Raw genomic sequence first — 26941 nt, 5'->3', positions numbered from 1 at the left:
CGAGCCGTGCAGGACGTCGTGCTGGCGCTGCTGGTCAAGGAGCCGTCGCACGGGTACGAGCTGCGCAGACGGTTGCGGGAGGCGCTCGGGCCGTTGGGGGATGCGCTGAACGCGGGACAGATCTACGTGACCCTTACCCGGCTCGAGAAGGCGGGATGCGTCGTCCAGGAGCGGGAGGACGTGCCCGAGCGGGGCCCGCGGCGCAAGGTGTACGCGTTGACCGCGGCCGGCCGGGAGCGGGTGGCCGCGTGGCTGGGCGAGAGCACGGGGCCCAGAACGGACGTGACGGAGTTCCACCTGAAGCTGGTGGCCGCCGCCGAGTCGGGCCTGGCCGATCCGTGCGCACTCGTGGACACGCGGCGGCGGGAGCTGATGCGCGCACTCGCCGAGGCGCAACGCGCCGCCCTCGCGCACGGGACGGACTCGGAGGCCGGCCTGCTCCTGGAGGGCATCACGCTCCGCCTCCAGGCCGACCTGCGCTGGCTGGAGACATGCGGGCGGACCTGGGCCGTCCACACGAAGAAGGGGAAGCAAGAGGGATGACGAAGGACGTACGGCGGGTCATGCGCCGGTTACCGCACGGGAGTTCGGCCGGGAGAGCGGGCGCGCGGCCGGCACCGGACCCCCTCGACGCACCGGACCCCCTCGACGCACCGGCGACCCTCGACGCGCCGGTGCTCCGTGCCATCGGGCTGTCGCGGCTCCACGGCGAGGACGAGAGCCTGGTACGGGCGGTCGACGACGTCGACCTGGACGTCCCGGCCGGGCAGACGCTCGCCGTGACCGGGCCCAGCGGCTGCGGCAAGTCCACGCTCCTCCAGCTCCTCGGCGGGCTCGACCGCCCCACCGACGGCGAGGTGTGGCTCGGTGGGCGGCGCATCGACGACCTCGGCGAGCGGGCGCTGGCCAGGCTGCGCCGCCGGGCCGTCGGGTTCGTCTTCCAGGACTTCCACCTCATGGACGAACTGACCACGGCGGAGAACGTCGAACTGCCCGCGCTGCTCGCCGGGGCCTCGCCCCGCGCCGCCCGACGGCGGGCCGCCGAACTCCTCGGACGGGTCGGGCTCGCCGACCGTGCCCGGCACCTGCCCTCCGAGCTCTCCGGAGGGCAGCGGCAGCGGGCCGCCGTCGCCCGCGCCCTCGCCAACGAGCCGCTGGTCGTCCTCGCCGACGAGCCCACCGGAAACCTCGACAGCGCCGCGACCCACGAGATCCTCCGGCTCTTCGAGGAGCTGCGCGCCGGCGGGCAGACCCTCGTCGTGGTCACCCACGACGAACGCGTCGCCGCCACGGCGGACCGTGTCGTCTCCCTGCGCGACGGAACGCTGGCCGACGACGCCCGCCTCGACGGCGGCAGCGGCACCACACATCTCGGCGCGCTGCTGGACTGGGAGGGCTGACCGTGGGACACCTGCTGCTGATGTGGCGCCTGGTCGCGCGCGACATGCGCCGCCGGCCCGGCGAGGCCGTCATGTTCCTGCTCGCCGTCACCACCGCCGCCACCTCCCTGACCCTCGGGCTGGCGACCACCGACGCCGTGGCCACCGCGTACCTGAGGACCCGCGCGGCCACCGCCGGCCCCGACATCACCGCCATCACGACGGCGACGGACCCGTCCGGCCTGGCCGAACGCCTCGCCCACGCGCCCGGTGTGGCCGCGGTCGCCGACCCGGTCTTCGCGTTCGACACCACCGTCCGGGCGCACGGCCGTACCGCGCGCTCCTCGGTCGAGGGCCGTGAGAGCTCACCGTCCGCCGTGGACCGGCCGCTGGTGACGTCCGGCACCTGGGTGCGTGCCGGCGGCGCGGTCGTCGAGCGCGGCTTCGCGCAGGCACTGGGCGTGCGCGTCGGCGACCGCGTCACCATCGGCGGGCGCGGCTACCCGGTCGTCGGCATCGCGATCAGCGCGGCCACCCCGGTGTATCCGTGGAGCGACTGGGCGCAGGGGCCCGGCCCGAGCGACTACGGCGGCAGGATCTGGCTCACCACCGCCGACACCCGCGCGGCGGCGGGCGACACGGCCGGTGTCCACCTGATCCACCTGAAGCTGTCCGACCCCGCCGCGGCCCTCGGATGGAGCGACACCGTTCTCACCCCCGACGTGAGGGGCGACTCCTGGGTCAACACCCACCCCTGGCAGGGCGTCCTCCTCACGGACTCGAACATGATCCGTAGCACCCGGCCCGCCCTGGTCGTCGGCGGCTGGCTGCTCGCCGTCGCCGCGGTCGTCACCCTCGCCGCGCTCGCCACCGCACGCGCCACCCGCGACAACCGGCGTGCCGCACTGCTCAGAGCAGTCGGCGCCGGCCCCGGCACCGTCACCGCCGTGCTGCTGGCGCAGTACCTGCTGCTGACCCTGCTGGCCACCACGCTCGGACTGGCCGCCGGGACGCTGGCCGCACCCCATGTGATCGACCCCAGCGCCGGACTGCTCGACACCGTGGGCCCGCCGGACTCCAGCACCGTCACCGCCGCGGTCCTCCTCGCGATCCTGGTCGCCCTGACCGGCGCGCTCGGCCCCGCGGTGCGCGCCGCCCGCACCAGCACCGTCCACGCCCTGGCCGACCCGGCGCACCTGCTCACGCACCACCCTCGCCTGAACGCCGTGACGGCGTACCTGCCCACGTCGCTGCTGCTCGGCATCCGGCTGCTCGCCCGCCGGCCCGGCCGCGCCGCCCTGGCCTCCGCCGGCACGGCCGCCACCGCCGTCATGGTCACCGCGCTGCTCACCTGGCACACCGAGCTCGACGCGGCCCCCGACTCCAAGCGGTTCGGCCCCAGCGAGGTGCGGATCGACCAGATCGACCAGGTTCTGCTCGCCGTCACCCTCGCGCTGGTGGCGCTGTCCACGCTCAACGCCGTGCTCCTCGGCTGGAGTTCCGCGGTGCAGGCCCGGCGCGCCCTGTCCGTCGCCCGTACCCTCGGCGCCACCCCCGGCCAGGTCGTCGCGGCGCTCTGCTGCGCGCAACTCCTGCCCGCCGTGCCCGCAGTGGCGGCGGGTGTGCCGGTCGGGCTCGGCCTGTACTGGTTCTTCGGCACGCAGGTCACGCCCCCGGGAGCGTGGCTGCTCGCCGCCGCGCTCGCCGTGCTGACGGGGATCGGGGTGATGACCGCCCTGCCCGCGTGGGCCCACACCCGCGGTCCCGCCGGGGGCGTCCTCCACGCCAGGTCCGCGTGAGGGCCCCTCCGGCCGGACCGCCGGGACGCGGCGTGGTGGTGGCATGCGCCAGGCATGCACGCCGGCTTCCGCGGGGGCCGGCGGTGTCCCGCGCGGGCGCCCGCCGTCGCGTGAGAAGGAGTCGTACGAACCGGTCCGGTTCCCGGATCGGTGTGCCGGTCTCCGCGTTATCTTGCTCGGGCACAGGACCGTTGCCGAGAACAGCCCGGCGTCACCGCTGTCACCCTCAGCCACTTGTCACTTCGTCGTGGTCACAGCGGGAAGGGCTCTCTCGTCCGCCCGACAGGGCGTCGCAGGCATGGAGTGGGGCATGGGCGCACAGGACGCGCAGGACACGGCCGGAAGGCTGCGGGCGATCGTCGACGAGCTGTCGGACCGTTTCTACGAACGGGCCGACGTGGTACGGACGTTGGTGGTGGCGCTGCTGGCCGGGCAGCACTCCTTGGTGCTCGGCCCGCCCGGAACGGCGAAGTCCGAGATGGCCCGGGAGCTCACGGGCCGGATCGAGGGAGCGGCCTACTGGGAGATCCTCCTGTCGAAGTTCACCGCGCCGACGAGGATGTTCGGACCCGTCGACGTCGCCGCGCTGGCCCGGGGCGAGTACCGCCAGGTGTACGACGGCCGCGCCACCACCGCGCACGTCGCGTTCATCGACGAGATATTCAAGTGCTCCACGGCGGCACTGAACGAGACGCTGGGCTACCTCAACGAGCGGATCTACCACCCCGAGAGCGGCGGCGAGCCCATCCGCTGCCCCCTGATCGGGGCGATCACCGCGAGCAACGAACTGCCCGGCGGGGAGGACACGGCCGCGATCTACGACCGGCTGCTGGTGCGGATCGAGGTCGGGTACCTGGAGGACCCCTCGAACTTCGCCGCGCTCGTCCGCTCCGCCGTCAGCCGCCCGGCGGCACCGACGCGGACCACCGTCGAACTGGCCGCGTTGCAGCACGCCGTGGCCGAAGCCGTCCCGGCCGTGGACGTCCCCGACGCGATCGTGGACGCGGTGTGCACGCTGCGGGCCGCCCTGCGCCGCAAGGAACTCGTCGCCTCCGACCGCCGCTGGCGGCAGGCGGTGGGCCTGCTCCAGGCGTCCGCGTACCTCGACGGCCGCCCGGCGGTCGCCGAGACCGACCTGTCGGTGCTGACGCACGTGCTGTGGGACTCCCCCGCCCAGCGCCCGACCGTCGAGCGCGAGGTGCTGCACCTGGTCAACCCCGACGCCAAGGAGGCGCTCGACCTGGCCGACACCATCGAGGAGCTGGAGGCCCAGCTCGACGCCATGGCCGGGCAGTCCCGCGAGGCGCTCAGCGAGTGGGTCATCAAGAAGGCGCACCACCAGCTCGCCATGGCGGGGAAACGGCTGGAGAAGCTGCGCGAGGAGGCGGCGGGCGCCGGCCGCTCCACCGCCGCCATCGACCGGGTCACCGGCCGCCAGCGTGCCGTCCGCGCCCGCGTCCTCACCGAGGCCCTCGGCATGGACGCGAGCATGGCGCAGGCCCAGCTCTGACCACGGGGAGGCAAGGATCATGGGCGGGGCACCGAGCGGGCTCGACGACCTGGTGAGCCGGGCGGGGAAGTGGCTGGGCCGGTCCGCCGCCGCTCCCCGGCGGCACACCACGGCCGTGGTCGCGGACCGGTTCGACCGGATCACCTGGCGCGACACCTACCACCGGTCGGCCGCACTGCGCGACCTGTCCGACGAACTCGACGAGCACCACGACGGCACCACCGACCTTCTCACCGACACCTTCCTGGCCGCCTACAAGGTCCGCCCGCGACTGCGCGAGCAGGCGGAGATGGACCCTTCCCGGCTGGTCAACCACCAGGTCGTCACCTCGCTGACGGAGTCACCGGAGTTCGCCGAACTGCGCCGGGAGACGGCCGGCGACCCCTACGCCGCCGCCATGGCCGTACTCGCCCAGGCCGCCGCGCTGCGCCGAATCCTGGAGCGCTCCCGGGACGCCCGGGAACAGGCCGGGCGGGCGCGGGAGGCCCAGCGGGAGGCCGAGGACGCGGCGGCCGTCGTGGGCGAGGCACTCCGGCAGGCCGCCGACCGGACCGACGAGGACGGCACCGTGCCGGCCCCGGCCGCCGACGCCGTGCACCGGGCGATCGAGGCCGCGGACGCCGCCGAGGCCGCCGCACGGCAGACCGCCCGGGCCGCCGCGCAGGCCCTCGCGGCGGCCGCCCCCGGTCTGCGTGCCGCCGCACGCGGCGCGGCGGCGAAGGCCGCCGAGGCCGCGCGCGAGGAGGCCGCGCTGATGCGGGCCTGGGGCGTCGGTCCCGGCGCGCTGGAGCGGATGCCGTTCGACCGGCGCGCCCGGCTCGCCGAGCGACTGCGCACGGGCCGTCTCGCCCGCTGGGCCGAACTGATCGGCCGCTTCCGGCAGATGGCCGACGGTGAGCGTGCCCGCCGGGTGGAGAACGCCGCCGGGGAACTGGTCGGCGTCACGCTCGGCGACGACCTCTCCCGGGTCATCCCCTCCGAGCTGGCCAACCTCGGCCTGCCCGAGCTGCGTGCGGTGTTCGCCGCGCGCTACGCCGCCGGGGAGCTGATGCTCTACGACAGCCAGGGGGAGCAGAGCACCGGCCGGGGCGCCGTCATCGCGTGCGTGGACACCTCGCACTCCATGTACGAGGCCGGGCCCGGCGGCATCACCCGGGAGGCGTGGGCCAAGGCGTGCGCCCTGGCCCTGCTGGACCAGGCCCGCCACGCCGGGCGGGACTTCGTCGGCATCCTGTTCTCCGCCGCGGACAAGCTCCGGGTCTTCCGCTTCCCGGCCGCCCTGCCCGCCGACACGGCCCGGGTCCTCGACTTCGCGGAGACCTTCCTCGGCGGCGGCACCGACTACCAGAGGCCGCTGTCGGCGGCCGGCGAGCTGCTGGAGGAGGAGTTCGACGACGCCGCCCGCGCACGCGGCGACATCGTGATGATCACCGACGACGACTGCGGCGTCACCGAGGAATGGATGCGTGGCTGGAACGACACCAAGCACCGGCTGGGCTTCCGGGTCTTCGGCGTGGCCCTCGGCGCGCCACGCGCCGCCGGGGACGGCTCGGTCCTGGAGGCCCTGTGCGACAACCTCCGCTCCGTCGAGGACCTCACCGACGTCCACGCCGCAGCCGACCTCTTCCGCGTGATCTGACCCGGCCGCCCTCCCCGCGCAACCGATACGACGTCAGCCCTCGCAACAGGGAGGCCCACGGGGCCCGTTCGCCTCCGCTCACGCGGCACGGCGGTCTCCTATAGGTTCGATCACATCCCGTCGCGGGACGGGCCCGGACCTACGCGTGAGGGAACTCTCATGGCCTTCATCCACCACACCACGATGACACCCACCAAGCTGGAGCTGCTCACCGGCTGGCTGCCGAAGCAGAGTTGGTACGTGGGCGACGCGGGAACGCCGGAGCTGGTCAAGGCCGGCGGGTTCCGTCTGGACGACCCGGAGGGCGCGGTCGGGATCGAGTTCATGGTCGTGGCGGACGCCGCCGCGCGGGAGCCGGTGGCGTACCTGGTGCCGATGGGCTACCGCGGCGCGGCGCCGGCGGACGTCCCCGGGGAGGCGCTGATCGGCACCTCCGAGCACGGGGTGCTCGGTACCCGGTGGATCTACGACGGCGTCCACGACCCGGTGGTGACGGCGCAGTTGCGCGCCCTCCTGCGTGGTGAGGCGACGCCGCAGCACCAGAGCGAGAGCGGCACCCCCGACCCGACCGTCACCGTGCACGGAACCGTCCCCGGCGACGGCTTCGACGTCCGGGTCCACCGCGTCCTGCGGCCGGCCGAGGCCGCGCCGACGTCCCCCGGACACCTCGTCGCCGGATGGACCCGGCCCGACGGAACGGCCGCACGCGGAGTGTTCGCGACCGTCGTACCGCGGTAGGAGGCCGCGGAGCGGCGGCTGTCGGGTCGTGGCCGGCGGCCCGGGCGTTCGCCCCGGCGGCGGGTCGTCCGGGGCCGCCGGTTCGGGACGCGCGATTGAAACAGTTCAAAATGCGGTGCGGTACACCCGGTAAGCCCTTGCTGCCCCATCAGCGTGAATTCGCTTGTGCACGTGGGTTGACCTGGCCGAAATGCGCCCCCTACTGTCGGCGTCCACCCCAGGAGTAACTCCCGGGCATGACACACCCCTATTGAATCGTTTCATTCCGTGTCGGCGACGATGCCGACGACAGGAAAGGCGTGATGCGTTGAGACTCAGACTGTCCTTCGCGTGCCGCGTGGGAATCACGTTCTCGGCGACCCTGGCTCTCCTGGGCACCGCCTGCGTGGGTACCGCGATATCCGGCGTTCCCTCCTCGACGGCCACGGTGAAGGCCGGCTCCGCGACCCTGGGCTCGCGGCTGACCGCGGCCGGTTTCAGCGATCCGGGTGCCGCGGACCGCCCGTGGGTCCGCTGGACTCTGGCACCCGGCGCCTCCACCGCCGAACTGGAGAGCGAGCTGCGCGAGATGGCGGCCACGGGCATCGCCGGCGCCGAGATCGGCCAGGGCTCGTTCCCCTCCACCGGCCAGCTCGCCGCGCTCTACCGGACCGCCAACTCCCTCGGCATCACCCTCAGCCTCTCCCACGGCCCGGTCAGCGCCCCGGACGGCTTCTCCATCGACGACGACCAGGCGCGCAAGCAGCTCGTCCACGGCTCCTCCCTCGTCGGCGGAGGGACCACCTTCTCCGGCGCCCTGCCCGAGCCGAGCACCACCAACCGCAGCACTCTCGTCGCCGTCCTCGCCTTCCGGTGCGCCGGCGCCTGCCCGGCCGACGGCCAGATCACGCTCGACAAGGACTCGGCCGTCGACCTCACGGGCCGCGTGAAGGACACGGACACCGCCGGTGTCCTGGGCGGCACCACCCGCGGCACCCTGGAGTGGTCGGCCCCGGCCGGCGCCGACTGGAAGCTGCTGACCTTCTGGAGCACGGGCGTCCAGGCGCAGCCGGACCTGTTGACCAAGGCCGGCACGGACGTCCTCACCGACAACATGGACCAGGAGTTCGCCCCGATCCGGCAGCTGATGCGCGCCAACGGCGGCGACTTCCTCTACGACTCCCACAGCGCGGACCGCGGCAGCCCCACCGACACCTGGAGCAACACCATGGCGGCCGACTTCCGGCGCGCCACCGGCTACTCCCTCACCGACTACCTTCCGCTGCTGGTCAACCTCCCCAGCACCGGCTTCGGCGGGGCGAGCCCCGCGTTCCGGTTCGACAGCGCGACGTCGGCCAAGTTCCGCAACGACTTCTACCAGGTGCGCACCGACCTCTGGCTCGACAACCACGTCCGCCCGCTGAAGAAGTGGGCGAAGAGCACCTACAACTACGCGGTGCGGCTCCAGCCCTACGGGGACAACGGCGCGGCGGTCGACTCCATCCAGGCCGCCGCGAACCTCGACCGGCCGGAGACCGAGACGCTCTGGTTCGGCGACGAGGTCGACAACTACCTCCCCGAAGCGTCCGCCAACCACATGACCGGGACCAAGTGGTACTCCATCGAGGGCTCGGCGGCCTTGAACCAGGCCTACGCGCAGACCTGGCAGGACCAGGTCGTCCGCATGAACAAGGCGTTCGCCGGGGGCGTCACCAAGCTCGTCTACCACACCTACCCGTCCGACACGGGCAGCAGTTCGGTCTGGCCGGGCTACTCCCTGTTCCCCTCCAGCTTCTCCGGCTCCTGGGGGCCCCGTAACCCGAACTGGGCGGACGCCAAGGCGTACAACGACTACTTCGCCCGCAACCAGCTCGTCCTCGCCCAGGGTGAGGCCAGGACGGACGTCGCGGTGTACATGCAGAACTACGTGTACCCGCAGCCGTACACCCAGGGGGACCTGCAGTACTGGTCCGACCCGTCGCTGGCGGAGCACGGCTACACCCGCGACTACGTCAACCCGACCCTGCTCGACCTGCCCAACGCCACCGTCAAGGACAAGCGGCTCGCCGTGGACGGGCCGGGCTACAAGGCCCTGGTCCTGGACAGCGAGCAGCTGCCCGCCTCCGCGCCCTCGCGCACCGGCATCCCGGTGGCCACCGCCAAGAAGATCCTCGGCTACGCCAGGTCCGGCCTTCCGGTGATCGTGGTGGGTTCGGCGCCGGGGACCGTTCCCGGCCTGGACGCCAAGGGCGACCAGGACCTCCAGCCGGTGATCGCCTCCCTGCTCGCGCAGCCCTCCGTCCACGTGGTCGAGTCGGAGGCGGCGGTCCCGGGCCTGCTGCAGCGCCTCGGCATCGAGCCCTCGGCCGAGCCGGCCACTCCCGGCCCGCTCGTCTCCGTGCACCGCGCGGACGCCGACACCGACTTCTACTGGCTGTACAACCAGGGCTCGGTCACGAACGACCAGGAGCCGGCCACCTTGTTCGACCCCAACACCTCGGCCGAGCCGCTCGACACCGACGTCACGCTCCAGGGCCGTGGCACCCCGTACCTGCTCGACACCTGGACCGGCGCCATCACCCCGATCGCCGAGTACACCAGGGACCGAGACAGCGTCACCGTCCATGTGTCGCTCTCGGGGGACGACACCCAGGTCATCGCCCTCACCACCGACCCGAGCCGCTTCGGCGGGGCCGGCTCCCGCACCACCGAGGGCCTCCACGTCGTCTCCACCACCGCGGACGCCGCAACCGTACGGACCGACGGCAGCCTCGCCGTCGAAGCCGCCGCGGCCGGCACCTACACGACACGCCTGAGCAACGGGCGCACGGTCCGCACGACCGTCTCCTCGCCCGGCCCCACGCTCGACCTCACCACCCGGTCCTGGAACCTGGACGTGCAGGACTGGCAGCCCGCCGCGCCCTACGGCACCACCGGCGCGGCCGGAGTCGAGACGGCCGAGACGCCGGTCCACGTCCAGCTCGACCGGCTGGCGGCGTGGACCGACATCCCCCAGCTGCGCAACACCTCCGGAACCGGCACCTACACCACGACCGTGACCCTTCCCTCGACCTGGAAGAAGGGCACCGGCGCCCGCCTCGACCTCGGTCAGGTCACCGACTCCTACACCCTCACCGTCAACGGCACCGCGGTCCCCGTCCCCGACCAGCTCGGCGCGACGGCCGACATCGGCAGCCAGCTGCACGCGGGCCGGAACACCGTCACGGTCCGCGTCGCCACCACCCTCATCAACCGGCTCCGCACCCTCTCCGGCGCACTGTCCACCCGCTCCGCCCAGGCCAACGGGCTCGTCGGACCCGTCACCCTGACCCCGTACAGCATCACCGAGATCAGCTGACTCCGGCGCGGGGTGCCTTCCTTGACGGGGAGGCACCCCTTTTTCGTTGACGGGAGACACCCCCCTTTTTTTGTTGACGGCTCCGGAGCCGGGCCTCGTCCATCGGCGGGGTCACTCCGTGACGGGCGGGGCGGCGGCTCAGGCGGGCCGGTGGGCTGCGGCTCGGTGGTGGATGAGGAGCAGGGCGATGTCGTCGTTGCGGGGCGCGGATCGCTGGGCGTGGCTGACGAGGCTGTCGGCGAGGGCGTCCATGGTCCGGCCCGGGTCTGCGCGAGCTGGTCGGCCAGGGCGGCGATCGCGTCCTCGATGTCGGTGCCGGGTGCTTCGACGAGTCCGTCGGTGTACAGGGCGAGGACGGTGCCGGGGGGCAGGGGGATGTGGGTGGTGGGGCAGTCGGCGGCGGGGTCGATGCCGAGCAGGAGGCCGGGCGGCAGGTGGAGTGTCTCGGTGCGGCCGTCCGGGTGGCGCAGGATCGGCGGGGGGTGTCCGGCGGTGGCCAGGCAGGCGCGGTGGCGGGCCAGGTCGAGGTCGATGTAGAGGCAGCTGGTGAACAGACCGGGGTCGAGGTCGGTGAGCAGGCGGTTGGTACGGGCGAGGACCTCGCCCGGGTGCGCGCCGGCGGTGGCGTGGACGGCGGTGCGGACCTGTCCCATGAGGGTGGCGGCCCGCACGTTGCGGCCCTGGACGTCGCCGATGGCCGCGGCGGCCGTCGCCTCGCCGAGGTGGATGACGTCGTAGAAGTCGCCGCCGATGCCCATGCCGCGCGGGCGGGGAGGTAGCGGGCCGCCACGTCCAGGCCGGGGATGCGGGGCAGGGTGCCGGGCAGCAGGCCGGCCTGGAGGTTGCGGGCGAGCTGGTGTTTGGCGTCGTAGAGACGGGCGCGGTCCAGTGCCTGGGCGATCAGTCCGGCGGTCGAGGTGAGGACCGAGTCACCCATATCAGGACCATACGCCCACCGTGTGGTGGCGGCACCGCCGCTACGGGCTCCGCCGTCACGGGGGTGACGGGCCGGCCGATCGCAGCCGCCGTCACGCGGGAGGGGCGAACGGCTGTGCCCGGTGATCGGGCGTGATCCGGCCCTGCCCGCGGAAAAGGGGTGAGGGCGGACACGGCCCGTGTTTCCATGGGCGCTATGGTGTCTGTTGAGCGTTTGCTTGCCTTCGCGGCCATGTCGTTCCTGCTGATCGTGGTCCCCGGGCCGAGTGTGCTGTTCGTGATCGGGCGGGCGTTGGCGCAGGGGCGGCGCGCCGCGCTGACAACGGTCGTGGGAAACACGTTGGGCGCCTACGTGCTCGTCATCGCCGTGGCTCTGGGGATCGGTTCGATCGTGGAGCGCTCCGTCCTCGTCTTCACGGTGCTGAAACTGGCCGGTGCCGCCTATCTGGTGTACCTCGGGGTCAAGGCGTGGCGGCGACGTGGCTCGCTCCAGGTCGCGTTCACCGCTGACAAGGCCACGCGGAGCGGTGTGCGCACGGTATGGGAGGGGTTCGCCGTCGGGGTGGCCAACCCCAAGACCATCGTGTTCTTCGCCGCCGTGCTGCCGCAGTTCGTCGACCGCGCGCAAGGACACGTCGTGGTGCAGATACTGCTGCTCGGGCTGGTCTTCAACGCCATCGCGGTGGCCTGCGACAGTCTGTGGGGGCTGATCGCGGCAACCGGACGGGACTGGTTCGCCCGCTCCCCCCGGCGCCTGTCCCTGGTCGGGGGGATCGGCGGGCTGACGATGATCGGCCTCGGTGTCACCGTCGCCGCGACGGGCCGCAAGGACTGACCCCGCACCACAGGGACGACCGTGTCAGCCGGCGGCTCGTGCCGTGGTGATGTGGGCGAGACCCAGACGGTGCACCGCGAGCGCCACCTGGCCGCGCAGGGAGCGGTCCCAGCCCGTCACGGCTGCCGCGATGTCCCGCTCGTAGACGTGCGCGAGCACGGTCAGCGCCTCGTCGGGGAGCGCCGTCCCGCGCCGACGGGCGAGTGCGACCGCGGCCGTGATGCGCACCGCCTCGTCGGCGGACGTCAACGAGGCGGCCAGCGAGGTGAGTTCACGGGAGCCGAGCGGTCCGGGCAGGTGGGCCAGGGCGAGATGCGCCGAGGCCCGCGCCTCGGGGGCGCCGCACGGCACGTCGGCGAGCGCGCTCGCCAGACCGGGCACCCGGGGGAACCAGACGAGCAACGCGGCCGCGTGGGCCGCCACGGCCGGATCGGGGTCCCGCAGCCAGCGCAGGAACACGCCGGCATGACGTTCGGCCGCACGGTGGGCGGCAGCGGCCCAGCGCAGCACCACGGCGTCGGCCACGTCGGCGACCGCTTCGATGTCCGGCTCGTCCTGCTCGAACAGGACGTGGAGCACCGCCTCCTCGTCCGACGGACCGATCCGGTCGGCCTCGGCGAAGGCCCGTGCCTGGTCGAAGGGCAGCTCCTCGTCGCCGCGGTCGCCGATGGCGACGGCGTGCAGCACCCGGAGCACGACGGTCCGGTCGGGCGTCGTGGGAGTGTCGACGAGCGCCACCAGCGGAGCCACCACGTGCGCGCTGGCGGGCCACCGGGTGCCCTGGTGGTAGACGCTGCCGGTGAGGGACGAGACGGCGGCACGGCGGGCCACCGGATCGGCGCCGGCCAGCGCGGCCAGGTGTCCGGGGACGTCCGTCGCCCGGCCGTGGGCGTGGTGGAGAACGGCCCAGTCGGTCGCCGGCGGGATGCTCACCGGGCGGAGCCTACGGCACCCGCGCCACCGGCCGCACGGGCCGGACGGGCACGCCGTCGGGTCTCGTCGGTGCCGGGGTCGGTGCCGGGGTCGGTGCCGGGGTCGACAGGTGACCGTCCGGGCGGCATCCGGTACCCGTCCGAGTGGCGTTGCGTTCCTCGTGGGCCCGCGGGAGGCAAGCTGATCTCGCTGACCCACCACCGAGGAGCCCCGATGGCGAACATCCCCTCAGACCGGCGCTACACCAAGGACCACGAATGGTGCACCACGGCGGGCGACACCGTCCGCGTCGGCATCAGCGACCACGCCCAGAAGCAGCTCGGCGACATCGTGTTCGTGGAGCTGCCGAACGTGGGTGACCGCCTGGAGGCGGCGGAGCCGTTCGGCAGCCTGGAGTCGGTGAAGGCCGTGTCCGAGGTCTACATGCCGGTGACCGGCACGGTGACCGGCGTGAACGAGTCGCTGAACGACTCGCCGGAACTCGTCAACGAGGACGCGTACGGCGACGGATGGCTGATCGAGATCAAGACGGACGGCCCGCCGCGACTCGACGATCTCCTCGACGCCGACGCGTATCACGCGTACTGCACCGACGAAGAGGCCGATTAGGGCCGAGGAAGGCGGGCCGACCGAGGTGAGGTGTCAGGTTCCTCGGTCGGCCCCGGCTCGACGGGCGGAGGAGGCGTCAGGCTCGCCCGTGTGCCGTGAGGTCCGCCGCCGACGACGCGGCGGAGCCGGTCCAGCCGGTCCAGCCGGTCCAGCCGGTCCAGCCGGTCCAGCCGGTCCAGCCGGTCGGCGACGGCGCCGAGGGCGCCTCGGTGCCCGGATGCCCCGGTGCCCCGGTGTCTCGATGCCTCGGTGCCTCGGTGCCGCGGTGCCTCGGTGCCTCGGTGCCGCCGAGTCTCACCGCCCGGACAGCCAGGTTCACGGGGTCGAGTCGGGGCCCACCAGGACGGCCGCGTCGTCGGCCCGGCCGGTGTCGTCCGGTCGCGCGCCGGGCGGTTCCGCGGTGGTCGTCCGGGGCTTCGGAGCGGTGCGGGTCGGCGTGGCGAGCACGGCGAGGCAGCCGACGACCAGGGCGATGCCGGCCCACCCCGGCAGGGGCAGACGTTCGCCGACGACCAGCACGGCGAGAACGGCCGCGACGGCGGGTTCCAGCAGGGAGAGTGTGGTCGCGGTGCTCGCCGGGACGTGCGCCAGGCCCCAGCCGAACAGGACGTAGCCGGTGAACATGGGGACCAGAGCCATGTAGCCGCCGACGGCCGCGTTGGACCAGGAGTCCAGGAGCGGGGCACCGGTGGCCACCAGCACGGGCAGGAGGAGCAGCCCGCCCAGACCGAAGACGGTGCCCATGGCCGCGCCGGAGGTGACACCGCGGCTGATCAAGCGGTGCGCCGCCCAGGAGTACAGGGCGTAGGTGACACCCGCTGCCAGGCCCAGCCCCACACCGAGCACGGTCTGCCCGGCGGACGACGTCCCGCGGCCGGAGTGTCCCTGGGCCGCTTCCGCCACGCACAGCAGCACTGTCCCGGAGAGGCCCAGAGCGGCACCGGCCGTCCAGCGGCGCGTGAGGCGGCGCCCGTCCGCGAGGCGCTCGATCAGGGCCGAGGCGAGCGAGGCCGAGCCGATCGACACGACGGTGCCGACGGCGACCCCGGCCAGGTGCATGGAGGTGTAGAACGCCAGGGGGTAGGTCCCCACCGCCAGCGCGCCGAGCAGCACCACACGGCGCTGTGCGCGCAGCCCGGGCGCTTCCCGGACGATACGGGGGGCGGCGGTGAGGGCCTGGAGCAGTCCGCCCAGGCCCATGGCCACGGCCCCGATCGCGAGCGGCCCCACTCCCGGGGCGAAGGTCGCGGCCGTGCCCGTGGTGCCCCACAGCACCGACGCCACGAGCACGCACAGCGATCCCACGCCCGACGAGCCGGCCGCGGGTCCGGCGGGCCGCGTCACAGCCGGTCCACCAGGTCCGCCGCCATCGCCCGCGCATGCGCCAGACGCGTCCCCGCGCCCTCCAGGCCGGCGCGTGCCGTCGCGCCTTCCAGCAGGAACGCCAGATGCTCCGCCGCCGCGCGCGCCTCCTCGGGCCGCCCGGGCAGCCGTTCCTCCAGGTGCCCGGCGAGCAGGGACTCGACTTCCTCCTTGTGCCGGCGCACCACAGCCCGCCCCTCGTCCCCGGCGGGCAGTTCGGCAGCCGCGTTCAGCAGACCGCACCCCCGGAAACCGTGCTCATAGGCGAACGCCGCGTGATCGGCGTAGGCGTCGAAGACGGCCAGTACGCCGTCGCGGCCGTCCCTGGCTCCTTCCAGCCGCCGCCGGTACAGACCCAGCCACTCCTCGTGCCGCGCATCGAGATAGGCCCGCACCAGGTCGGCCTTGGAGGCGAAGTTGTTGTACAGGCTCATCTTCGCCACGCCCGCCTCGGCGGTGATCGTGTCGATCCCCGTCGCCGCCACGCCGTCGGCGTAGAAGCGTCGCGCGGCGGCGGCGAGCAGGCGCTCGCGCGCGGTCCCGCGCCGCCTGGCCGGGCGCGCCGCCGCGGTACCGGTGTCACTCATCACGTTCCTCTCAAGACGTTCCTCTCAAGTTAGGTAGGTCAGTCTACCTAACAAGGAAGGTGTCCGCTCGACGGAGCGGCGCCCCGGACCACCGCGGCCCCGGTCCACCGCGGCCCCGGACCGTGACTGGGCCGCAGGCGCCTGCGGCCCTTGAAATGACGGCCCCGGAGGGAGTTGAGTCCTCCGTCATGAGCCGATACGTCAAGACGTTCCACGCCGTCGAGATCGCGGACGGCGGTGACGGGCGATGGGCCGGGCACGCCGGGCCGACGCCGGTGAGTGCACGGGACTGGCTGACCGAGGAGGGCCGGACCGACCGGGGCGCGGCCCGGGCCCGGGACCTGTTCGAGACGCACATGCCCGAGCTGGTCCCCGCGCTCGACCGCCTCGCCGGGCAACTGGCCTTCCCCCGGGCCGGGACACTTCTCACCCTGGCGGCGGTGCGGCCGTTCTTCTCCGGCTGTACCCAGATCGGCCGCGGGGGCGCGCTGCTCAGGAACTACGACTTCGCTCCCGAGCACTGCGCGGGCACCATCGTCTCCTCCCGCTTCCTCCGCCCGGTGATCGGTGTGCAGGAAGCCTGGTGGGGCCTGCTGGACGGCATGAACGACGCCGGTCTCGCGGTGTCGCTCACCTTCGGCGGGCGGTTCGTCCAAGGTCCGGGGTTCGCCGTTCCGATCGTGCTGCGCTACCTGCTGGAGACCTGCCGGACCGTCGACGAGGCGGTGGACAGACTGCGCACCGTACCCGTCGCGATCCCGCAGAACGTCACCCTCGTCGACCCGCACCGGACCGTGACCGTCCACGTGGGACCCGACATCCCGCTGATCGAGGCGCCGGACTCCTGCGCCGCCAACCATCAGCACCTGCCGGTGCCGGACGAGCAGGAGCGGTCCACCCGCACACAGGCACGCCTGGCCGCCGTGCGGGAAGCGGGAGTCGATGTCGCGGCGATGCTCCGGCCGCCGCTGTACCAGGGCGCGTACGACCAGTGGCTGGGCACCGTGTACACGGCCCACTACCGCCCCGCCGAGGGCCGCGTGACCTACCACTGGCCCGGCGAGGCATGGGAACACCCGGTCGTCGGCCTCGTTCCGGGATCACGCACCGTCGCTCTGGGGCTGCCGGACGGGACCGACGAACGCTGACACATCGACTCCGACCGGGAGGGAACGCACCGCCCCTCGGCCAGGAGCCTTTCGCCTTGTGCGGGCGTGTTCCGCCGGAGCGGGGCCCGGTACGGCGGAGCGTCCGGCGCCACCGCGCACACTGGTGATTCAGCCGATGGCGCCCGCGGCTCGCCCCACGACTCTGGTCGGGTCAGGCACCCCGCATCCCCACACCCCCCGCCAGGAGGGCTCCATGCGTCGTCGTTCCCCGCGCCGGTTTCTCGGCGTTCTCGCGGCCGCAACGGTCGCGTTCACCCTGTTCTCCTCCGCATCGACGGCCGGCGCGGCCGACACCGCGAGCAAGGCCGCCTCGACCGCCTCCGCCGCGCAGTCGGCCGACGCGGCCGTCCAGCCGCTGTCGACCAGCACGCCGGTCGTCTTCGTCCACGGGTACACGGGCAGCGCGTCCAATTGGGTCACCGCCATGAGCGTCTTCCGGCTCAACGGCTGGTCCAGCTCCAACCTCTTCGCCTACGAGTACGACTCCTACGGCAACAACATCACCAACGCCCAGGGCCTCGCCTCCTTCGTCAACAACGTGAAGTCGCAGACCGGTGCGAGCAAGGTCGCGATCGTCAACCACTCGATGGGCGGCCTCGTCAGCCAGTACTACCTGAAGGTGCTGGGCGGCAACACCAGCGTCAGCCACCTCGCCTCGATCGCCGGCGCGAACCACGGGACCACGTACGCCGGCGCCTGCCTGATCTACACGACGTGTCAGCAGATGTACCCGGGCTCCTCGTTCATCTCCCAGATCACCTCGGGCGACGAGACACCGGGGAGCACCCAGTACGCCACCTGGTACTCGGCGTGCGACGGCGTCATCATCCCCTACACCAGCACCCGGCTGGACGGCGCGACGAACAACAGCGTGCTCTGCCAGACCCACATCGGATTCCTGGCGGACACGAGCGTGCTGGGCGAGATCGCCGACTTCATCGCCTCCTGACCTGCCACCCGCCCGAAACCCCGGTGCCGCCCGGCATGAGGCGGCCCCCACGATCGACGTGCGCCCCGTCCCGGCAGCCGCAACGCCGGGGCGGGGCGCATGTCGTGGGGTGGCCGCCCGAGCCGGACGACGCGCCCGTGCGCGAGCGTTCCCCGCGTCCGGCGTCGGCGGCCGGCCCGCCGTCCTGCACGTAGGTGCTGTGAAGGTCGGCCGATCCGCTGGAGTGGCCGGTGACGAGCTGATCTCCGGTCGGGGAAGGTACGCGGGGGGAAGGTACGCCGGGGGCGGATGGGCCAGGGGGCGGTTGGCCAGGGGGCGGATAGGCCGGGGGGCGGATAGGCCGGGGGGCGGATGGGCCGGGGGGCGGTACAAGGCCAGGCCGCCCCCTGGCCGCTCCCCGCCCTCGCTCCCGCTCCCGCTCCCGCTCCCCTGACCGCTCCCCGCCCCCGGCCCGGACGGTGGGTGCGACGGAACTCCTGATAGAAAGTTGCTGGTCACAGTCGCTCGGTTCCGGTCGCCCGCTCGATCTGGATCATTCACAAAGGATCACGCAGCGTGCCTTCTCGTCGGATCGTCGTCATCGGTGGCGGAGTCATGGGTTCGGCGGCGGCTTGGCGGCTGGCCGCCCGGGGCGAGCGGGTCACCCTGCTGGAGCGCTTCCGGCCCGGCCACGACCGGGGCAGCTCCCACGGCACCTCGCGGATCTTCCGGCTGGCCTACGCGGATCCGTTCTACGTCGATCTCGCCGTCCGGGCGCTGCCGCTGTGGCGGCGTCTGGAGGAGGAGACCGGACGGCAGGTGCTCACCCTGACCGGTGCCGTCGACCACGGCCCGGCCGCGGCCACCGACGCGCTGCACGAGGCCCTGACCGCCGCCGGACGGCCCGTCGAGCGGCTGTCACCGCAGGAGGTCGCGGAGCGGTGGCCGGGGCTGCGCGCCGACACCACCACGATGTTCCACCCGGAGGCCGGGCGGCTGCACGCCGACGAGGCGGTGACCGCCTTCCAGCAGGCGGCACGGGCGCACGGCGCCGAGATCCGGCACGGCGTCCGGGCGACCGGGCTGTCGGTGCGCGGCGACGGCGTCCGGGTGGTGACCGGGGCGGAGGAAGAGGTGCGCGCGGACGCGGTGGTGCTCGCCGTCGGCGGCTGGACCCACCACCTGCTGACCGGCGGCGCGTCCCCGCTGGTGAACGGTGTGCCGGCGCTGCGGGTCACCCAGGAGCAGCCGGCCCACTTCCCCTCGGCGGACCCGTCGGCCTGGCCCGCCTTCATCCACCACCCGGGCGCCGCCCTGCCCGCGGAGGGCCTGACCGTGGACGGCGTGTACGGGCTCGGCAGCGTCGACGGCGTCAAGGCGGGCTTCCACGGGGTCGGCGCGGTCGTCGACCCCGACCGCCGCGACCGCACCCCGGACGCCGCGGCGGTGCGGGCGCTGGCGTCGTACGCCGAGCGCTGGCTGCCCGGCGTGGACCACACCGCGCCGGAGCCCTTGACCTGCCTGTACACCACCACCCCGGACCACGACTTCGTCATCGACCGGCAGGGCCCGGTCACCGTGCTGGGAGGCTTCTCCGGGCACGGCTTCAAGTTCGCGTCGGTCATCGGCGAACTGGCCGCCGCCCTCGTCCGCGGCGAGCCCGGCCCGAGCCGGTTCGCCCTCGGACGCCCGGGTACCGCTCGCTGAGCCGCGCCGTGCGACGAGCGGGTCCCGCACCGGGCGACAGCCCGACGACTCCCCCACCGGACGACGTTCCGGCGCGGCGCCGGGCGTCGATGACGCCGCGCGGGTGACGGTCCGCTCCGGCCCGCCGAGAACGGCGGCGAACCGCCGCCACGTCGCCCGAGCCGCCCCGGCCCCACGGCCCGGCGCTCAGCGCCTGCGTCGGCGGCGGGCCGCCACCGCCTCCGGATCGGTCTCCGGGTGGCTCCACTCCGCCGCCAGTGCGACGCTCACCTGGCGGCCCGTCGCGACGTGGTCGTGCGCGAGGGACGCGGCCCGGTCCCCGTCACCGGCCGCGATGGCTTCGTACAGCCGCTCGTGCTCGGTGCACTGCCGGGCGGCGTCGCGCTGCGCGGTCAGCGCCGACGGCGCGGCCCACACACCGCCGTGAACCTCCGGGAGGCCCCGGCGGCGCGGCCCGCAACGCCGCCGGGGCCTCCCGTAAGCCGTCCGTCTCAGCGCGAGGGCGTCGTCGCCGGCCCGGTGGGGAAGTCGGAGGCGTACGGCCCGGCCGACCGCGCGGAGAGCATCGCCACCGTGCACGCCGCGCTGGAGGCCGGCGTCACACTGATCGACACCGGCGACTTCTACGGCATGGGCCACAACGAGCTGCTGCTCGCCGAGGCGCTGCGCGGCCGGGACCGGGACGGCTACCGGCTGGGCGTCAAGTTCGGCGCGCTGCGGGGACCGGGCCACGAGTTCGGCGGGTACGACGGCCGTCCCCAGGCCGTGAAGAACTTCCTGGCCCACTCGCTGACCCGGCTGGGCACCGACCACATCGACGTCTACCGTCCCGCCCGGCTGGACCCGGCGGTGCCCATCGAGGAGACGGTGGGCGCGATCAAGGAGATGATCGACGCCGGCCACGTGCGGCACGTCGGCCTCTCGGAGGTCGACGCGGCGACGATCCGCCGCGCGCACGCCGTGCACCCGATCGCCGACCTCCAGATCGAGTACTCGCTGGTCTCCCGGCACCGGGGGTGTCCTTCGTCGTGTCCCGCCAGCGCTCGAGGTTGTTCCGGGTGCTGAACGTGCGGGAGTGACCTGGCGGTTCGCCCATGGAGTCGGCGGGCGCAGACGCGGTGCCGTCGTTCGCTCTTCTCACCCAGTAGGCGAGGTTGCGGCGTGCGGTCAGTGTGTTGGGGTGGGTTTCGCCCAGTACTCTCAGCTGATCGGCCAGAACGTCGGCGGTTGCTTTCGCCGCACCTGCCGCGTCCCCCGCCTTCCCCCGCCAATGGGCGAGATTGCCTCGGGTGGCGAGGGTGTCGGGGTGGTCCACGCCCAGGACACGCAGCCGGTCGACCAGCAGCTCGGCGACCGCTGCCGCGGCACCGGCCGCGTCTCCCGCCTCCCCCCGCCAGTGAGCGAGGCTTCCTCGGGTGGTGAGCGTGTCGGGGTGATCCGCGCCCAGGACACGCAGCCGGTCGACCAGCAGCTCGGCGACCGCTGCCGCGGCACCGGCCGCGTCTCCCGCCCTGCCCCGCCAGTGAGCGAGGCTCGCCCGGGTCGTGAGCGTGTCCGGGTGGTCCGCGCCCAGGATCCGCGTCTGATCGGACAGGAGGTCGACGTATGCGGCGACGGCCCCGGGGGCGTCGCCTGCCTCCCCCTGCCAGTGGTACAGGTTGTTCCGTGTGGCGAGCGTGTTGGGATGGTCGTCGCCCAGGACCGGCACCATGCGAGCGAGCATGTCGCCGTAGGCGGCCAGAGCCCCGGGCGGGTCGCCCGCCTCTCCCGTCCAGAAGGCCAGATCGTTGCGGGCGCTGAGTGTGTCGGGGTGTTCCTCACCGAGGTGGCGGCTCGCGCTTCGGCTGAGCCACTGCCAGTGGTCACGGGCTGCGGCGGCCTGGCCTGCCTCTCCGAGGCTGGTTCCCGTGCGGTACAGCACCGGATGCGCGTCGGGCCGGAACAGCTCGGTCTCCGCATGCCTTGCGAGTGCTGCCGCGTTGGCGCGCAGCGCCTCCGCGAGACCGGTGTCGCGTTCGACGGGAGGCCACACGGCCAAGAGGGCGTCGGCTGCGGCGCGAGCCGTCTGCTGACGCCGGCCGGGCGCCGAAGTGTCACGGACCGTGCGCTGCACGAGCTGGTGGACACGGACCACGCTGTGCGGGCTCGTGGGAGTGTGGTGGAGGAGGCTCAGTCGGCGCAGGACGTTCAGGGCCGCTCGAGTGTCCCGTTCCGGGGCGACATCGTCGTCCGGCGCGTCGGCTTCCCCGTCTGTCTCGGGTGGGCGACAGGTGCGCTGGTGGGCCAGGTACACGCGGGCCGGCCGGCTGGTGAGAACGGTCTCCGGAATGCCGTTCGGATCGAGGTGGGCCGCGAGCTCCAGCAAAGGAGACGCCAGGCCCGTGGGACGCAGAGCGTTCGCGTGGTCGATGGACAGGGACCATGCGGCTGCCAGGGTCCGCCGCTGCCCGTCGGGCAGTACGTCGGGGGCGGCCGCGGCAAGGGTGGTCGTGCGGTCGGCGAGCAGGTACCGGTAGTCGGCGGGGGCGATGCCGGTGTCGGTCCGAGCCGCTGACGGACCCCGGGATCGCGGCGTTCCTGTGCTACGCGGAGTGGGACGTGCCCTGGCGCTTCGCCATGGAGAACCTGCTGGACCCGATGCACGGCGCCTTCCTGCACCACGAGTCGCACACGATGTACGACGGCGACACACAGGCCAGGTTCCGCATCCGCGAGACGGACCGCGGCTACTTCTTCGAGAAGACCGACCAGCGGGGCGTCAACTTCGACTGGGTCGAGCTGTGCCGCACCGGCGTCGACTGGGTCGACCTGTCCATTCCCTACCCGCCGTCGGCGGGCCCGGCCGGCGCGTTCGGCATCGTCGGCATGGCCTGCCCGGTGGACGAGCGGCGGACCGGGGTCTTCTTCTGGCGCTACCGCAAGGTGACCGGCTGGCAGCGGGACAGCTGGCGGTTCCTGTACCGGACGCTCATCGAGCGGCGCCACTGGGAGGTTCTGGAGCAGGACCGGGTGATGCTGGAGGCCATGCCGGCCGACGCCGACCGGTTCGAGAACCTGTACCAGCACGACCTCGGCGTCGTACGGCTGCGCCGCCTCTACCGGCAGCAGGCCGAGGCGCAGGCCACTGGATGAGCCGGGCGGAGTGACTTCGCTCCCCGGTCCGCCGCCGGGGCGGAGCCGGAGGGCGGCTCACGGGCGGGGCACTCGGTCCCCTGCCGGCCGTGCCGTCCTCCGGCGGCGTCTACGCCCCCGCCCCGGCCTCCGCCTCCCCGTCCGCCGAGGCGACGATGGAACGCTCCAGTTTCGACAGCAGCCGGGCCAGTTGGCGCCGCTCGGCCGGAGACAGTCCCGCCAGCATCCGGCGCTCGTTGTCCAGGTGCTCGGCGAACACCTCGTCCACCTTGGCCAGCCCGGCGTCGGTCAGCCGTGAGTAGACGACACGGCGGTCCCCGGCGTCCCGTTCCCGCACGAGGAAACCGTCCTTCTCCAGCCGGTCGAGGCGCAGGGTCACCCCCGCCGACGAGATCAGGCCCGAGTCCGCGAGCTGCCCCGCGGTCAGCCGGTAGGGCGCACCGGCCCGGCGCAGCGCGGTGAGCACGTCGAAGTCGGCCACCGCCAGGCCGTGCCGTTCGATGGCGGCGGCCAGTTCGGTGTGGTAGCGCAGGAAGCTGCGGTGCAGCCGGGCCAGCACCTCCAGCGGGGACGTGTCCAACTCGGGCCGCTCCCGGGCCCAGTCCTCGATGATCGCCGCGGCGGCGTCCTGCCGGTCCACCGCTTTCTTCCCCGCCATGACCGTCCCTCCCTGCGCTCCGCCGACCACTCCCCGAAATCTCAGCCCTGAAATAATCCGCCCGACGCCGGGAGCCGCACGAGGCCGGCCTCGGCCGGCACCCCCGCGCCGAGGAGGTGCCGGCGTCGTCGTGTCAGGCGACGGGGTGGGCCCTGACGGGCATGGCCAGGGTGGTGAGATCGCCGCGGTCGGCGGAGCGGACCGTGACGGGCCGGCCGTCTCCCCTCAGGTCGAGCATCACGTCGGGGCCGATCGCCGTACTCACGGCGGGGTAGAGGGTGGTCAGTTCGAACCAGAGGCGGAGGGGCCGTCCCGTCACGGTGGCCGGGAGCGGGACGCCGGGGTGTGCGTCGTCCGCCGGCCCGACGGTCACTTCGTCGTCGGCGACGTGCAGCGCGACGCGTTCGCCCGGCTGGTCCTCCAGCGCGCGCAGGAGCAGGTCCTTCGAGACCGTCGCACGGGTGGTGACCTCGTCCAGTGACGCCATCATCAGCCGATGGTCGGGCCATGCGTCGGACAGCAACCGGCAGTGCAGGTCCTCCCGGGCGGTCACGCGCAGCCGGATCCCGTACGGCATCGCTTCGAGCCGTACCACCGCACTGCGGCGGACCCCGGCGGCCGCGGCCCTCAACTCGTCTCCGTCGACCGTGCCGGCCCAGGTCCGCCCCGGTGGTTCGACCGGCACCAGGGTGCGCGTGGAGAGCCGGTAGCGGTCCGTCGCCGTCAGGGTGAGCGCGTCGTCGCCCGCCTCCAGACGCAGGCCGGCGAGGACCGGCATACCGGGCTCGTGCGTGGCCGCCGTCAGGACCTGCTCGACGGCATCGGCCAGCACGGGCCCCTTCAGCGCGGCGATCGGAAGGCCCGGCACGCCGCCGAGCGCGGACTTGACGACGGCGGCCTTCCGCCGTGCCGCCGCCGCGTTCCCTACGACGTCGGCCACGTGCTCGTCGAGAAGCCGGGACGCCTCCTCGGCCTCGGCCCCGAGGACCGCCTCGACAGCGGCGAGGGGCATGGCGATCTCCCGGAGCCGCCGCAGCAGGGTCGCCCGGCCCAGTTGGTCGGCGCTGTAGTAGCGGTAGCCCGAGACCGGGTCGACCTCGGCAGGTGGCAGCAGCCCGGAATCGGCGTAGAACCGCAACGCGCCCGCGGTCAGACCGCTGCGTCGGGCGAAGGTTCCGATCGGCATCAGTTCGTGGTTCGGCACGTCGCCATCATCGGGTTTCGGCCAACTCGAAGGTCAACAGCGGGGCGGGACCCGGGTGCGCCGGCATGGACTCGGCCTACCGGTCGGACTTGGCCGTGCCCCCTCCGCGGGTCTGTTTCTGCCGTGCCCCCTCCGCGGGTCTGTTTCTCTCGCGGCGCCGGAACCGGTACAAGTGCCATGACCTGAACACCGAACCCTCTGAGCGCATCGCGACCCGACGGCTCAGGCCCGACGCCCCGGAGAGCACCCCATGAAGATCCACCTGTCCAGCGTCTTCGTCGATGACCAGGAGAAGGCCCTGCGCTTCTACACCGACGTGCTGGGCTTCGTGAAGAAGCACGACGTCCCGCTCGGGGAGGACCGCTGGCTGACCGTGGTCTCGCCGGAGGATCCCGGCGGGACGGAACTGCTGCTGGAGCCCTCGGGCCATCCCGCCGTGCAGCCGTACCGGACGGCGCTGGTCCAGGACGGCATCCCGGCCACCTCCTTCGCCGTGGACGACGTACGGGCGGAGTTCGACCGGCTGCGCGGGCTCGGGGTGCGCTTCGCCCAGGAGCCGCTGGTGACCGGCCCGGTCACCACCGCGGTCCTGGACGACACCTGCGGCAACCTGATCCAGATCGTGCACAGCGAGTAGGGCGCCGGCCCGAGCACCCGCGCCGATCGACGAGACACCCGTCAGTGCGGGAAGCGGCGGGGCGGGCGGGTCACCGTGCTTTCGCGGAACTCGGCGATCCGCGCGTGGACTTGACGCATGAGGTGGGTGTCCTCGATGCGGTCCAGGTAGAGACAGCGGGCTGCCAGCCCCGGCAGGTCGAAGGCGAAGTACAGGGACATCAGCGGATTGATGAACAACTCGCTGCCCCGGGTGCGCTCGGTGAACCGGACGTCTCCGAACGAGCCGCGCACGGCTGCCGCGATGGAGCCGTTCACGATGCTGGGACGGTCCGGGGTGTGGTGCTGGGCGTGCGCCACCGCGTCGAGGTACAGCGCGCCTTCCTCGGTGGTGCGCTGGATCGAGAACGCGCCGAGGTACGCGCCGTCCCGCTCCAGCGCGGCGATGTTCTCCAGGACCTGCACGTGGTTCACGCCGTGATGGGCGTCCACGCCGAAGCCGACCGACACCACGAGCCGGTGCGGCAGGTCGTCCAGCGCGGCCAGCGCCGCCACGCTGGTCAGGTCCTCCTCCGGGGTGCCGAGGCCGGCTTCGTCACCGCGCAGCAGGATGTCCGTACCGCCGTCGACCAGTACGACGGCATCGATGCCGTGCAGTTCGACCAGTGCCCGGTAGGCGGCGCGCAGCGGGCGCACTCCGGTCTGGGGGAAGGCGTACACGGTGGCCGGGTAGCCGTGCCCGCGCAGCCACTGGGCGAGGGTCCGCTCCGGGAAGTAGCTCTGGTGCGGAGCGGAGTCGGCGGTGACGACGGCCAGGTCGGGGGCGGCCCAGTCGTCGAGAGGAAGACCGGCGAGCGCGCTGAAGGAGAGGTTCGCGAGATGCACCTCCTTGCCCTGGTGCAGAAGGGAGAGGGCCAGCGGCAGCCCCGCATAGATGTCGAAACCGCCGCCCGCGCCCGCGACGAGGATCCGTTCGGCATCGGCGAGCCGGGTGAAGAGCGGGTTGGCGTGGAAGGGGATCATGGCGGCCATTGTCCGAGAAGTGGCCGCCGTGCGCCCGGAATTGCGGCCACGACGGCGACCGCGCGGCAGCCCGGTGCCTCCCCGGCGGGCGGGCCGGGCCCCTACGACGGCTGCGTGAACATCCGGCAGGAGCGGACCTCGGCGGGGAGACGGGACGGATGCCCACGGGACGGGGGTCGCGCTCGCGCTGGGCAGCTCCGGTATCGGCTCGCCCGCCGGCTGGTCCCACCGCGCCGGTCATGCCGCGCAGGGCCTGGAGCTGGAGGCACCGCCCGGCGAGTCCGCGCAGCAGGTCCGCCGCCGGAGGCATGACCGGAGCGGTGCGGGCACAGGGCGTGGACAGCGTTTTCCGGCCGTCGGGCAGCCTCCGGTGGCCTTGCCTGCTCGTACGCCACGTCGGCCGGCGGGGGTGGGGCGGTCGGGCGCCGGTGCGGGCTGAGTAGGCTGCGTCCGTCATCGGGTGAAGGGCGCGGTGCGTGCCGCGGCGGCATGCCGGCCGGTCGCCGACGCGGTGTGCGCGGCCGGGGTGGGGGAACCGGTACTCCGTCCCGCCGGGATGGACACCACCTGTGCCGGGAACGCGATGCGTACACCGCACCAGGGCGGAGCGGTAGGACGAGAACGGGTGACATGTGTTGGTGAAGACGTTCCGCTGGGCCTTCGCGGTCACGGGGCTGGGGCTGGTCGCAGGCGTTCTCTACGGTGGCTGGTCCGCCCTCGGTGTCGTGGCGATCCTGGCGGTGCTCGAGATCTCGCTGTCGTTCGACAACGCGGTGGTCAACGCCGGGATCCTGAAGAAGATGAACGCCTTCTGGCAGAAGATCTTCCTCACCGTCGGCGT

22 protein-coding genes and 4 pseudogenes are annotated in these 26941 nt (G+C 73.3%); 16 read left to right on the top strand and 10 right to left on the bottom strand.

Going from position 1 to position 26941, the window contains the following annotated elements:
- Nucleotides 1-6 precede the first annotated feature (6 nt).
- The 7 genes from ACIP67_RS38860 to ACIP67_RS38830 all read left to right on the top strand — a co-directional run bounded on the left by ACIP67_RS38860 (nucleotide 7) and on the right by ACIP67_RS38830 (nucleotide 10402).
- Nucleotides 7-543, top strand: coding sequence for a PadR family transcriptional regulator (locus ACIP67_RS38860; protein WP_401698360.1), 537 nt, complete (start codon nucleotides 7-9; stop codon nucleotides 541-543).
- Nucleotides 540-1400, top strand: a complete 861-nt coding sequence (locus ACIP67_RS38855; RefSeq protein WP_401698358.1) for an ABC transporter ATP-binding protein — start codon at nucleotides 540-542, stop codon at nucleotides 1398-1400. The genes ACIP67_RS38860 and ACIP67_RS38855 overlap by 4 nt, the downstream gene beginning before the upstream one ends.
- 2 nt (nucleotides 1401-1402) lie before the next feature.
- Complete coding sequence (locus ACIP67_RS38850; RefSeq protein WP_401698356.1) at nucleotides 1403-3178, top strand: FtsX-like permease family protein; 1776 nt, start codon at nucleotides 1403-1405, stop codon at nucleotides 3176-3178.
- A gap of 310 nt (nucleotides 3179-3488) precedes the next feature.
- A complete protein-coding gene (locus ACIP67_RS38845) occupies nucleotides 3489-4688 on the top strand; it encodes an AAA family ATPase (RefSeq protein ID WP_401698355.1) in 1200 nt (399 codons plus the stop codon).
- A 19-nt stretch (nucleotides 4689-4707) separates the two neighbouring features.
- Nucleotides 4708-6327, top strand: coding sequence for a VWA domain-containing protein (locus tag ACIP67_RS38840; RefSeq protein WP_401698353.1), 1620 nt, complete (start codon nucleotides 4708-4710; stop codon nucleotides 6325-6327).
- 159 nt (nucleotides 6328-6486) lie between these two features.
- A complete protein-coding gene (locus ACIP67_RS38835) occupies nucleotides 6487-7065 on the top strand; it encodes a 1,4-alpha-glucan branching protein (RefSeq protein WP_401698351.1) in 579 nt (192 codons plus the stop codon).
- A 337-nt stretch (nucleotides 7066-7402) separates the two neighbouring features.
- The gene (locus ACIP67_RS38830) at nucleotides 7403-10402 is read left to right on the top strand and encodes a glycosyl hydrolase (RefSeq protein WP_401698350.1); all 3000 of its coding nucleotides are present in this window, start codon (nucleotides 7403-7405) and stop codon (nucleotides 10400-10402) included.
- A gap of 138 nt (nucleotides 10403-10540) precedes the next feature.
- On the opposite strand, the pseudogene ACIP67_RS38825 reads toward ACIP67_RS38830, so the two are convergent.
- A pseudogene (locus ACIP67_RS38825) lies at nucleotides 10541-11330 on the bottom strand (PP2C family protein-serine/threonine phosphatase); the annotation flags it as partial.
- 204 nt (nucleotides 11331-11534) lie between these two features.
- Here ACIP67_RS38825 and ACIP67_RS38820 point away from each other — a divergent pair.
- The gene (locus ACIP67_RS38820) at nucleotides 11535-12173 is read left to right on the top strand and encodes a LysE family translocator (protein ID WP_401698348.1); all 639 of its coding nucleotides are present in this window, start codon (nucleotides 11535-11537) and stop codon (nucleotides 12171-12173) included.
- 24 nt (nucleotides 12174-12197) lie between these two features.
- On the opposite strand, the gene ACIP67_RS38815 is transcribed toward ACIP67_RS38820, so the two are convergent.
- Nucleotides 12198-13106: a hypothetical protein gene (locus ACIP67_RS38815; protein WP_401698347.1), complete on the bottom strand. Its 909-nt coding sequence runs from the start codon at nucleotides 13104-13106 to the stop codon at nucleotides 12198-12200.
- A 213-nt stretch (nucleotides 13107-13319) separates the two neighbouring features.
- On the opposite strand from ACIP67_RS38815, the gene gcvH reads away from it, so the two are divergent.
- Complete coding sequence (gene gcvH, locus ACIP67_RS38810; RefSeq protein WP_401698345.1) at nucleotides 13320-13715, top strand: glycine cleavage system protein GcvH; 396 nt, start codon at nucleotides 13320-13322, stop codon at nucleotides 13713-13715.
- A gap of 76 nt (nucleotides 13716-13791) precedes the next feature.
- On the opposite strand, the gene ACIP67_RS38805 is transcribed toward gcvH, so the two are convergent.
- Genes ACIP67_RS38805 through ACIP67_RS38795 form a run of 3 tightly spaced genes read right to left on the bottom strand, consistent with a single transcriptional unit; the run spans nucleotide 13792 to nucleotide 15664 of the window.
- Entirely contained in the window at nucleotides 13792-14034 is a 243-nt protein-coding gene (locus ACIP67_RS38805; RefSeq protein ID WP_401698343.1) for a hypothetical protein, read from the bottom strand.
- Nucleotides 14031-15059, bottom strand: coding sequence for a DMT family transporter (locus ACIP67_RS38800; RefSeq protein WP_401698341.1), 1029 nt, complete (start codon nucleotides 15057-15059; stop codon nucleotides 14031-14033). Before ACIP67_RS38800 ends, ACIP67_RS38805 begins: the two co-directional genes overlap by 4 nt.
- The gene (locus ACIP67_RS38795; protein ID WP_401698339.1) at nucleotides 15056-15664 is read right to left on the bottom strand and encodes a TetR/AcrR family transcriptional regulator; all 609 of its coding nucleotides are present in this window, start codon (nucleotides 15662-15664) and stop codon (nucleotides 15056-15058) included. Before ACIP67_RS38795 ends, ACIP67_RS38800 begins: the two co-directional genes overlap by 4 nt.
- Nucleotides 15665-15852: 188 nt before the next feature.
- On the opposite strand from ACIP67_RS38795, the gene ACIP67_RS38790 reads away from it, so the two are divergent.
- From ACIP67_RS38790 to ACIP67_RS38780, 3 genes are all read left to right on the top strand, one after another.
- Nucleotides 15853-16812, top strand: coding sequence for a C45 family autoproteolytic acyltransferase/hydolase (locus ACIP67_RS38790; protein ID WP_401698337.1), 960 nt, complete (start codon nucleotides 15853-15855; stop codon nucleotides 16810-16812).
- Nucleotides 16813-17026: 214 nt separating this feature from the next.
- A complete protein-coding gene (locus tag ACIP67_RS38785; RefSeq protein WP_401698335.1) occupies nucleotides 17027-17782 on the top strand; it encodes an esterase/lipase family protein in 756 nt (251 codons plus the stop codon).
- A 555-nt stretch (nucleotides 17783-18337) separates the two neighbouring features.
- Nucleotides 18338-19468 carry an FAD-dependent oxidoreductase gene (locus ACIP67_RS38780; RefSeq protein ID WP_401698333.1) on the top strand — a complete coding sequence of 377 codons (1131 nt, stop codon included), beginning with the start codon at nucleotides 18338-18340 and terminating at the stop codon, nucleotides 19466-19468.
- A 186-nt stretch (nucleotides 19469-19654) separates the two neighbouring features.
- Here the strand turns inward: ACIP67_RS38780 and ACIP67_RS38775 are convergent, their stop codons facing one another.
- On the bottom strand, nucleotides 19655-19885 hold the full coding sequence (locus tag ACIP67_RS38775; RefSeq protein ID WP_401698331.1) for an FCD domain-containing protein: 231 nt from the start codon (nucleotides 19883-19885) through the stop codon (nucleotides 19655-19657).
- 102 nt (nucleotides 19886-19987) lie between these two features.
- Here ACIP67_RS38775 and ACIP67_RS38770 point away from each other — a divergent pair.
- A pseudogene (locus ACIP67_RS38770) lies at nucleotides 19988-20476 on the top strand (aldo/keto reductase); the annotation flags it as partial.
- Between the two features lie 430 nt (nucleotides 20477-20906).
- On the opposite strand, the pseudogene ACIP67_RS38765 reads toward ACIP67_RS38770, so the two are convergent.
- Nucleotides 20907-21389: pseudogene (locus tag ACIP67_RS38765) on the bottom strand (tetratricopeptide repeat protein); the annotation flags it as partial.
- A 623-nt stretch (nucleotides 21390-22012) separates the two neighbouring features.
- Between ACIP67_RS38765 and ACIP67_RS38760 the strand changes: the two are divergent.
- Nucleotides 22013-22600: pseudogene (locus tag ACIP67_RS38760) on the top strand (3-phenylpropionate dioxygenase); the annotation flags it as partial.
- 109 nt (nucleotides 22601-22709) lie between these two features.
- On the opposite strand, the gene ACIP67_RS38755 reads toward ACIP67_RS38760, so the two are convergent.
- A complete protein-coding gene (locus tag ACIP67_RS38755) occupies nucleotides 22710-23258 on the bottom strand; it encodes a MarR family winged helix-turn-helix transcriptional regulator (protein WP_401698330.1) in 549 nt (182 codons plus the stop codon).
- 133 nt (nucleotides 23259-23391) lie between these two features.
- Complete coding sequence (locus ACIP67_RS38750) at nucleotides 23392-24444, bottom strand: MerR family transcriptional regulator (protein ID WP_401698462.1); 1053 nt, start codon at nucleotides 24442-24444, stop codon at nucleotides 23392-23394.
- A 268-nt stretch (nucleotides 24445-24712) separates the two neighbouring features.
- Between ACIP67_RS38750 and ACIP67_RS38745 the strand changes: the two genes are divergently transcribed.
- Nucleotides 24713-25099, top strand: a complete 387-nt coding sequence (locus tag ACIP67_RS38745) for a VOC family protein (RefSeq protein WP_401698329.1) — start codon at nucleotides 24713-24715, stop codon at nucleotides 25097-25099.
- 41 nt (nucleotides 25100-25140) lie between these two features.
- Here ACIP67_RS38745 and ACIP67_RS38740 read toward each other — a convergent pair whose 3' ends face one another.
- A complete protein-coding gene (locus ACIP67_RS38740) occupies nucleotides 25141-26100 on the bottom strand; it encodes a DUF1152 domain-containing protein (protein WP_401698327.1) in 960 nt (319 codons plus the stop codon).
- A gap of 632 nt (nucleotides 26101-26732) precedes the next feature.
- Between ACIP67_RS38740 and ACIP67_RS38735 the strand changes: the two genes are divergently transcribed.
- Nucleotides 26733-26941: DUF475 domain-containing protein (locus tag ACIP67_RS38735; protein WP_401698326.1), on the top strand; the 209-nt coding region annotated here is incomplete at its 3' end.

This window comes from Streptomyces sp. NPDC088812, assembly GCF_044750285.1.
Classification (GTDB): domain Bacteria; phylum Actinomycetota; class Actinomycetes; order Streptomycetales; family Streptomycetaceae; genus Streptomyces.
Note: the sequence above shows the minus strand (reverse complement) of the source record. Positions and strands in the feature narration are given on the sequence as shown.

Excerpts from the sequence above, each read along its gene's own strand:
- ACIP67_RS38855 (WP_401698358.1), top strand. The coding sequence starts at position 540 with ATGACGAAGGACGTACGGCGGGTCATGCGCCGGTTACCGCACGGGAGT.
- ACIP67_RS38845 (WP_401698355.1), top strand. The coding sequence starts at position 3,489 with ATGGGCGCACAGGACGCGCAGGACACGGCCGGAAGGCTGCGGGCGATC.
- ACIP67_RS38840 (WP_401698353.1), top strand. The coding sequence starts at position 4,708 with ATGGGCGGGGCACCGAGCGGGCTCGACGACCTGGTGAGCCGGGCGGGG.
- ACIP67_RS38835 (WP_401698351.1), top strand. The coding sequence starts at position 6,487 with ATGGCCTTCATCCACCACACCACGATGACACCCACCAAGCTGGAGCTG.
- ACIP67_RS38820 (WP_401698348.1), top strand. The coding sequence starts at position 11,535 with ATGGTGTCTGTTGAGCGTTTGCTTGCCTTCGCGGCCATGTCGTTCCTG.
- gcvH (WP_401698345.1), top strand. The coding sequence starts at position 13,320 with ATGGCGAACATCCCCTCAGACCGGCGCTACACCAAGGACCACGAATGG.
- ACIP67_RS38795 (WP_401698339.1), bottom strand. The coding sequence starts at position 15,664 with ATGAGTGACACCGGTACCGCGGCGGCGCGCCCGGCCAGGCGGCGCGGG.
- ACIP67_RS38790 (WP_401698337.1), top strand. The coding sequence starts at position 15,853 with ATGAGCCGATACGTCAAGACGTTCCACGCCGTCGAGATCGCGGACGGC.
- ACIP67_RS38785 (WP_401698335.1), top strand. The coding sequence starts at position 17,027 with ATGCGTCGTCGTTCCCCGCGCCGGTTTCTCGGCGTTCTCGCGGCCGCA.
- ACIP67_RS38755 (WP_401698330.1), bottom strand. The coding sequence starts at position 23,258 with ATGGCGGGGAAGAAAGCGGTGGACCGGCAGGACGCCGCCGCGGCGATC.
- ACIP67_RS38750 (WP_401698462.1), bottom strand. The coding sequence starts at position 24,444 with ATGCCGATCGGAACCTTCGCCCGACGCAGCGGTCTGACCGCGGGCGCG.
- ACIP67_RS38745 (WP_401698329.1), top strand. The coding sequence starts at position 24,713 with ATGAAGATCCACCTGTCCAGCGTCTTCGTCGATGACCAGGAGAAGGCC.
- ACIP67_RS38740 (WP_401698327.1), bottom strand. The coding sequence starts at position 26,100 with ATGATCCCCTTCCACGCCAACCCGCTCTTCACCCGGCTCGCCGATGCC.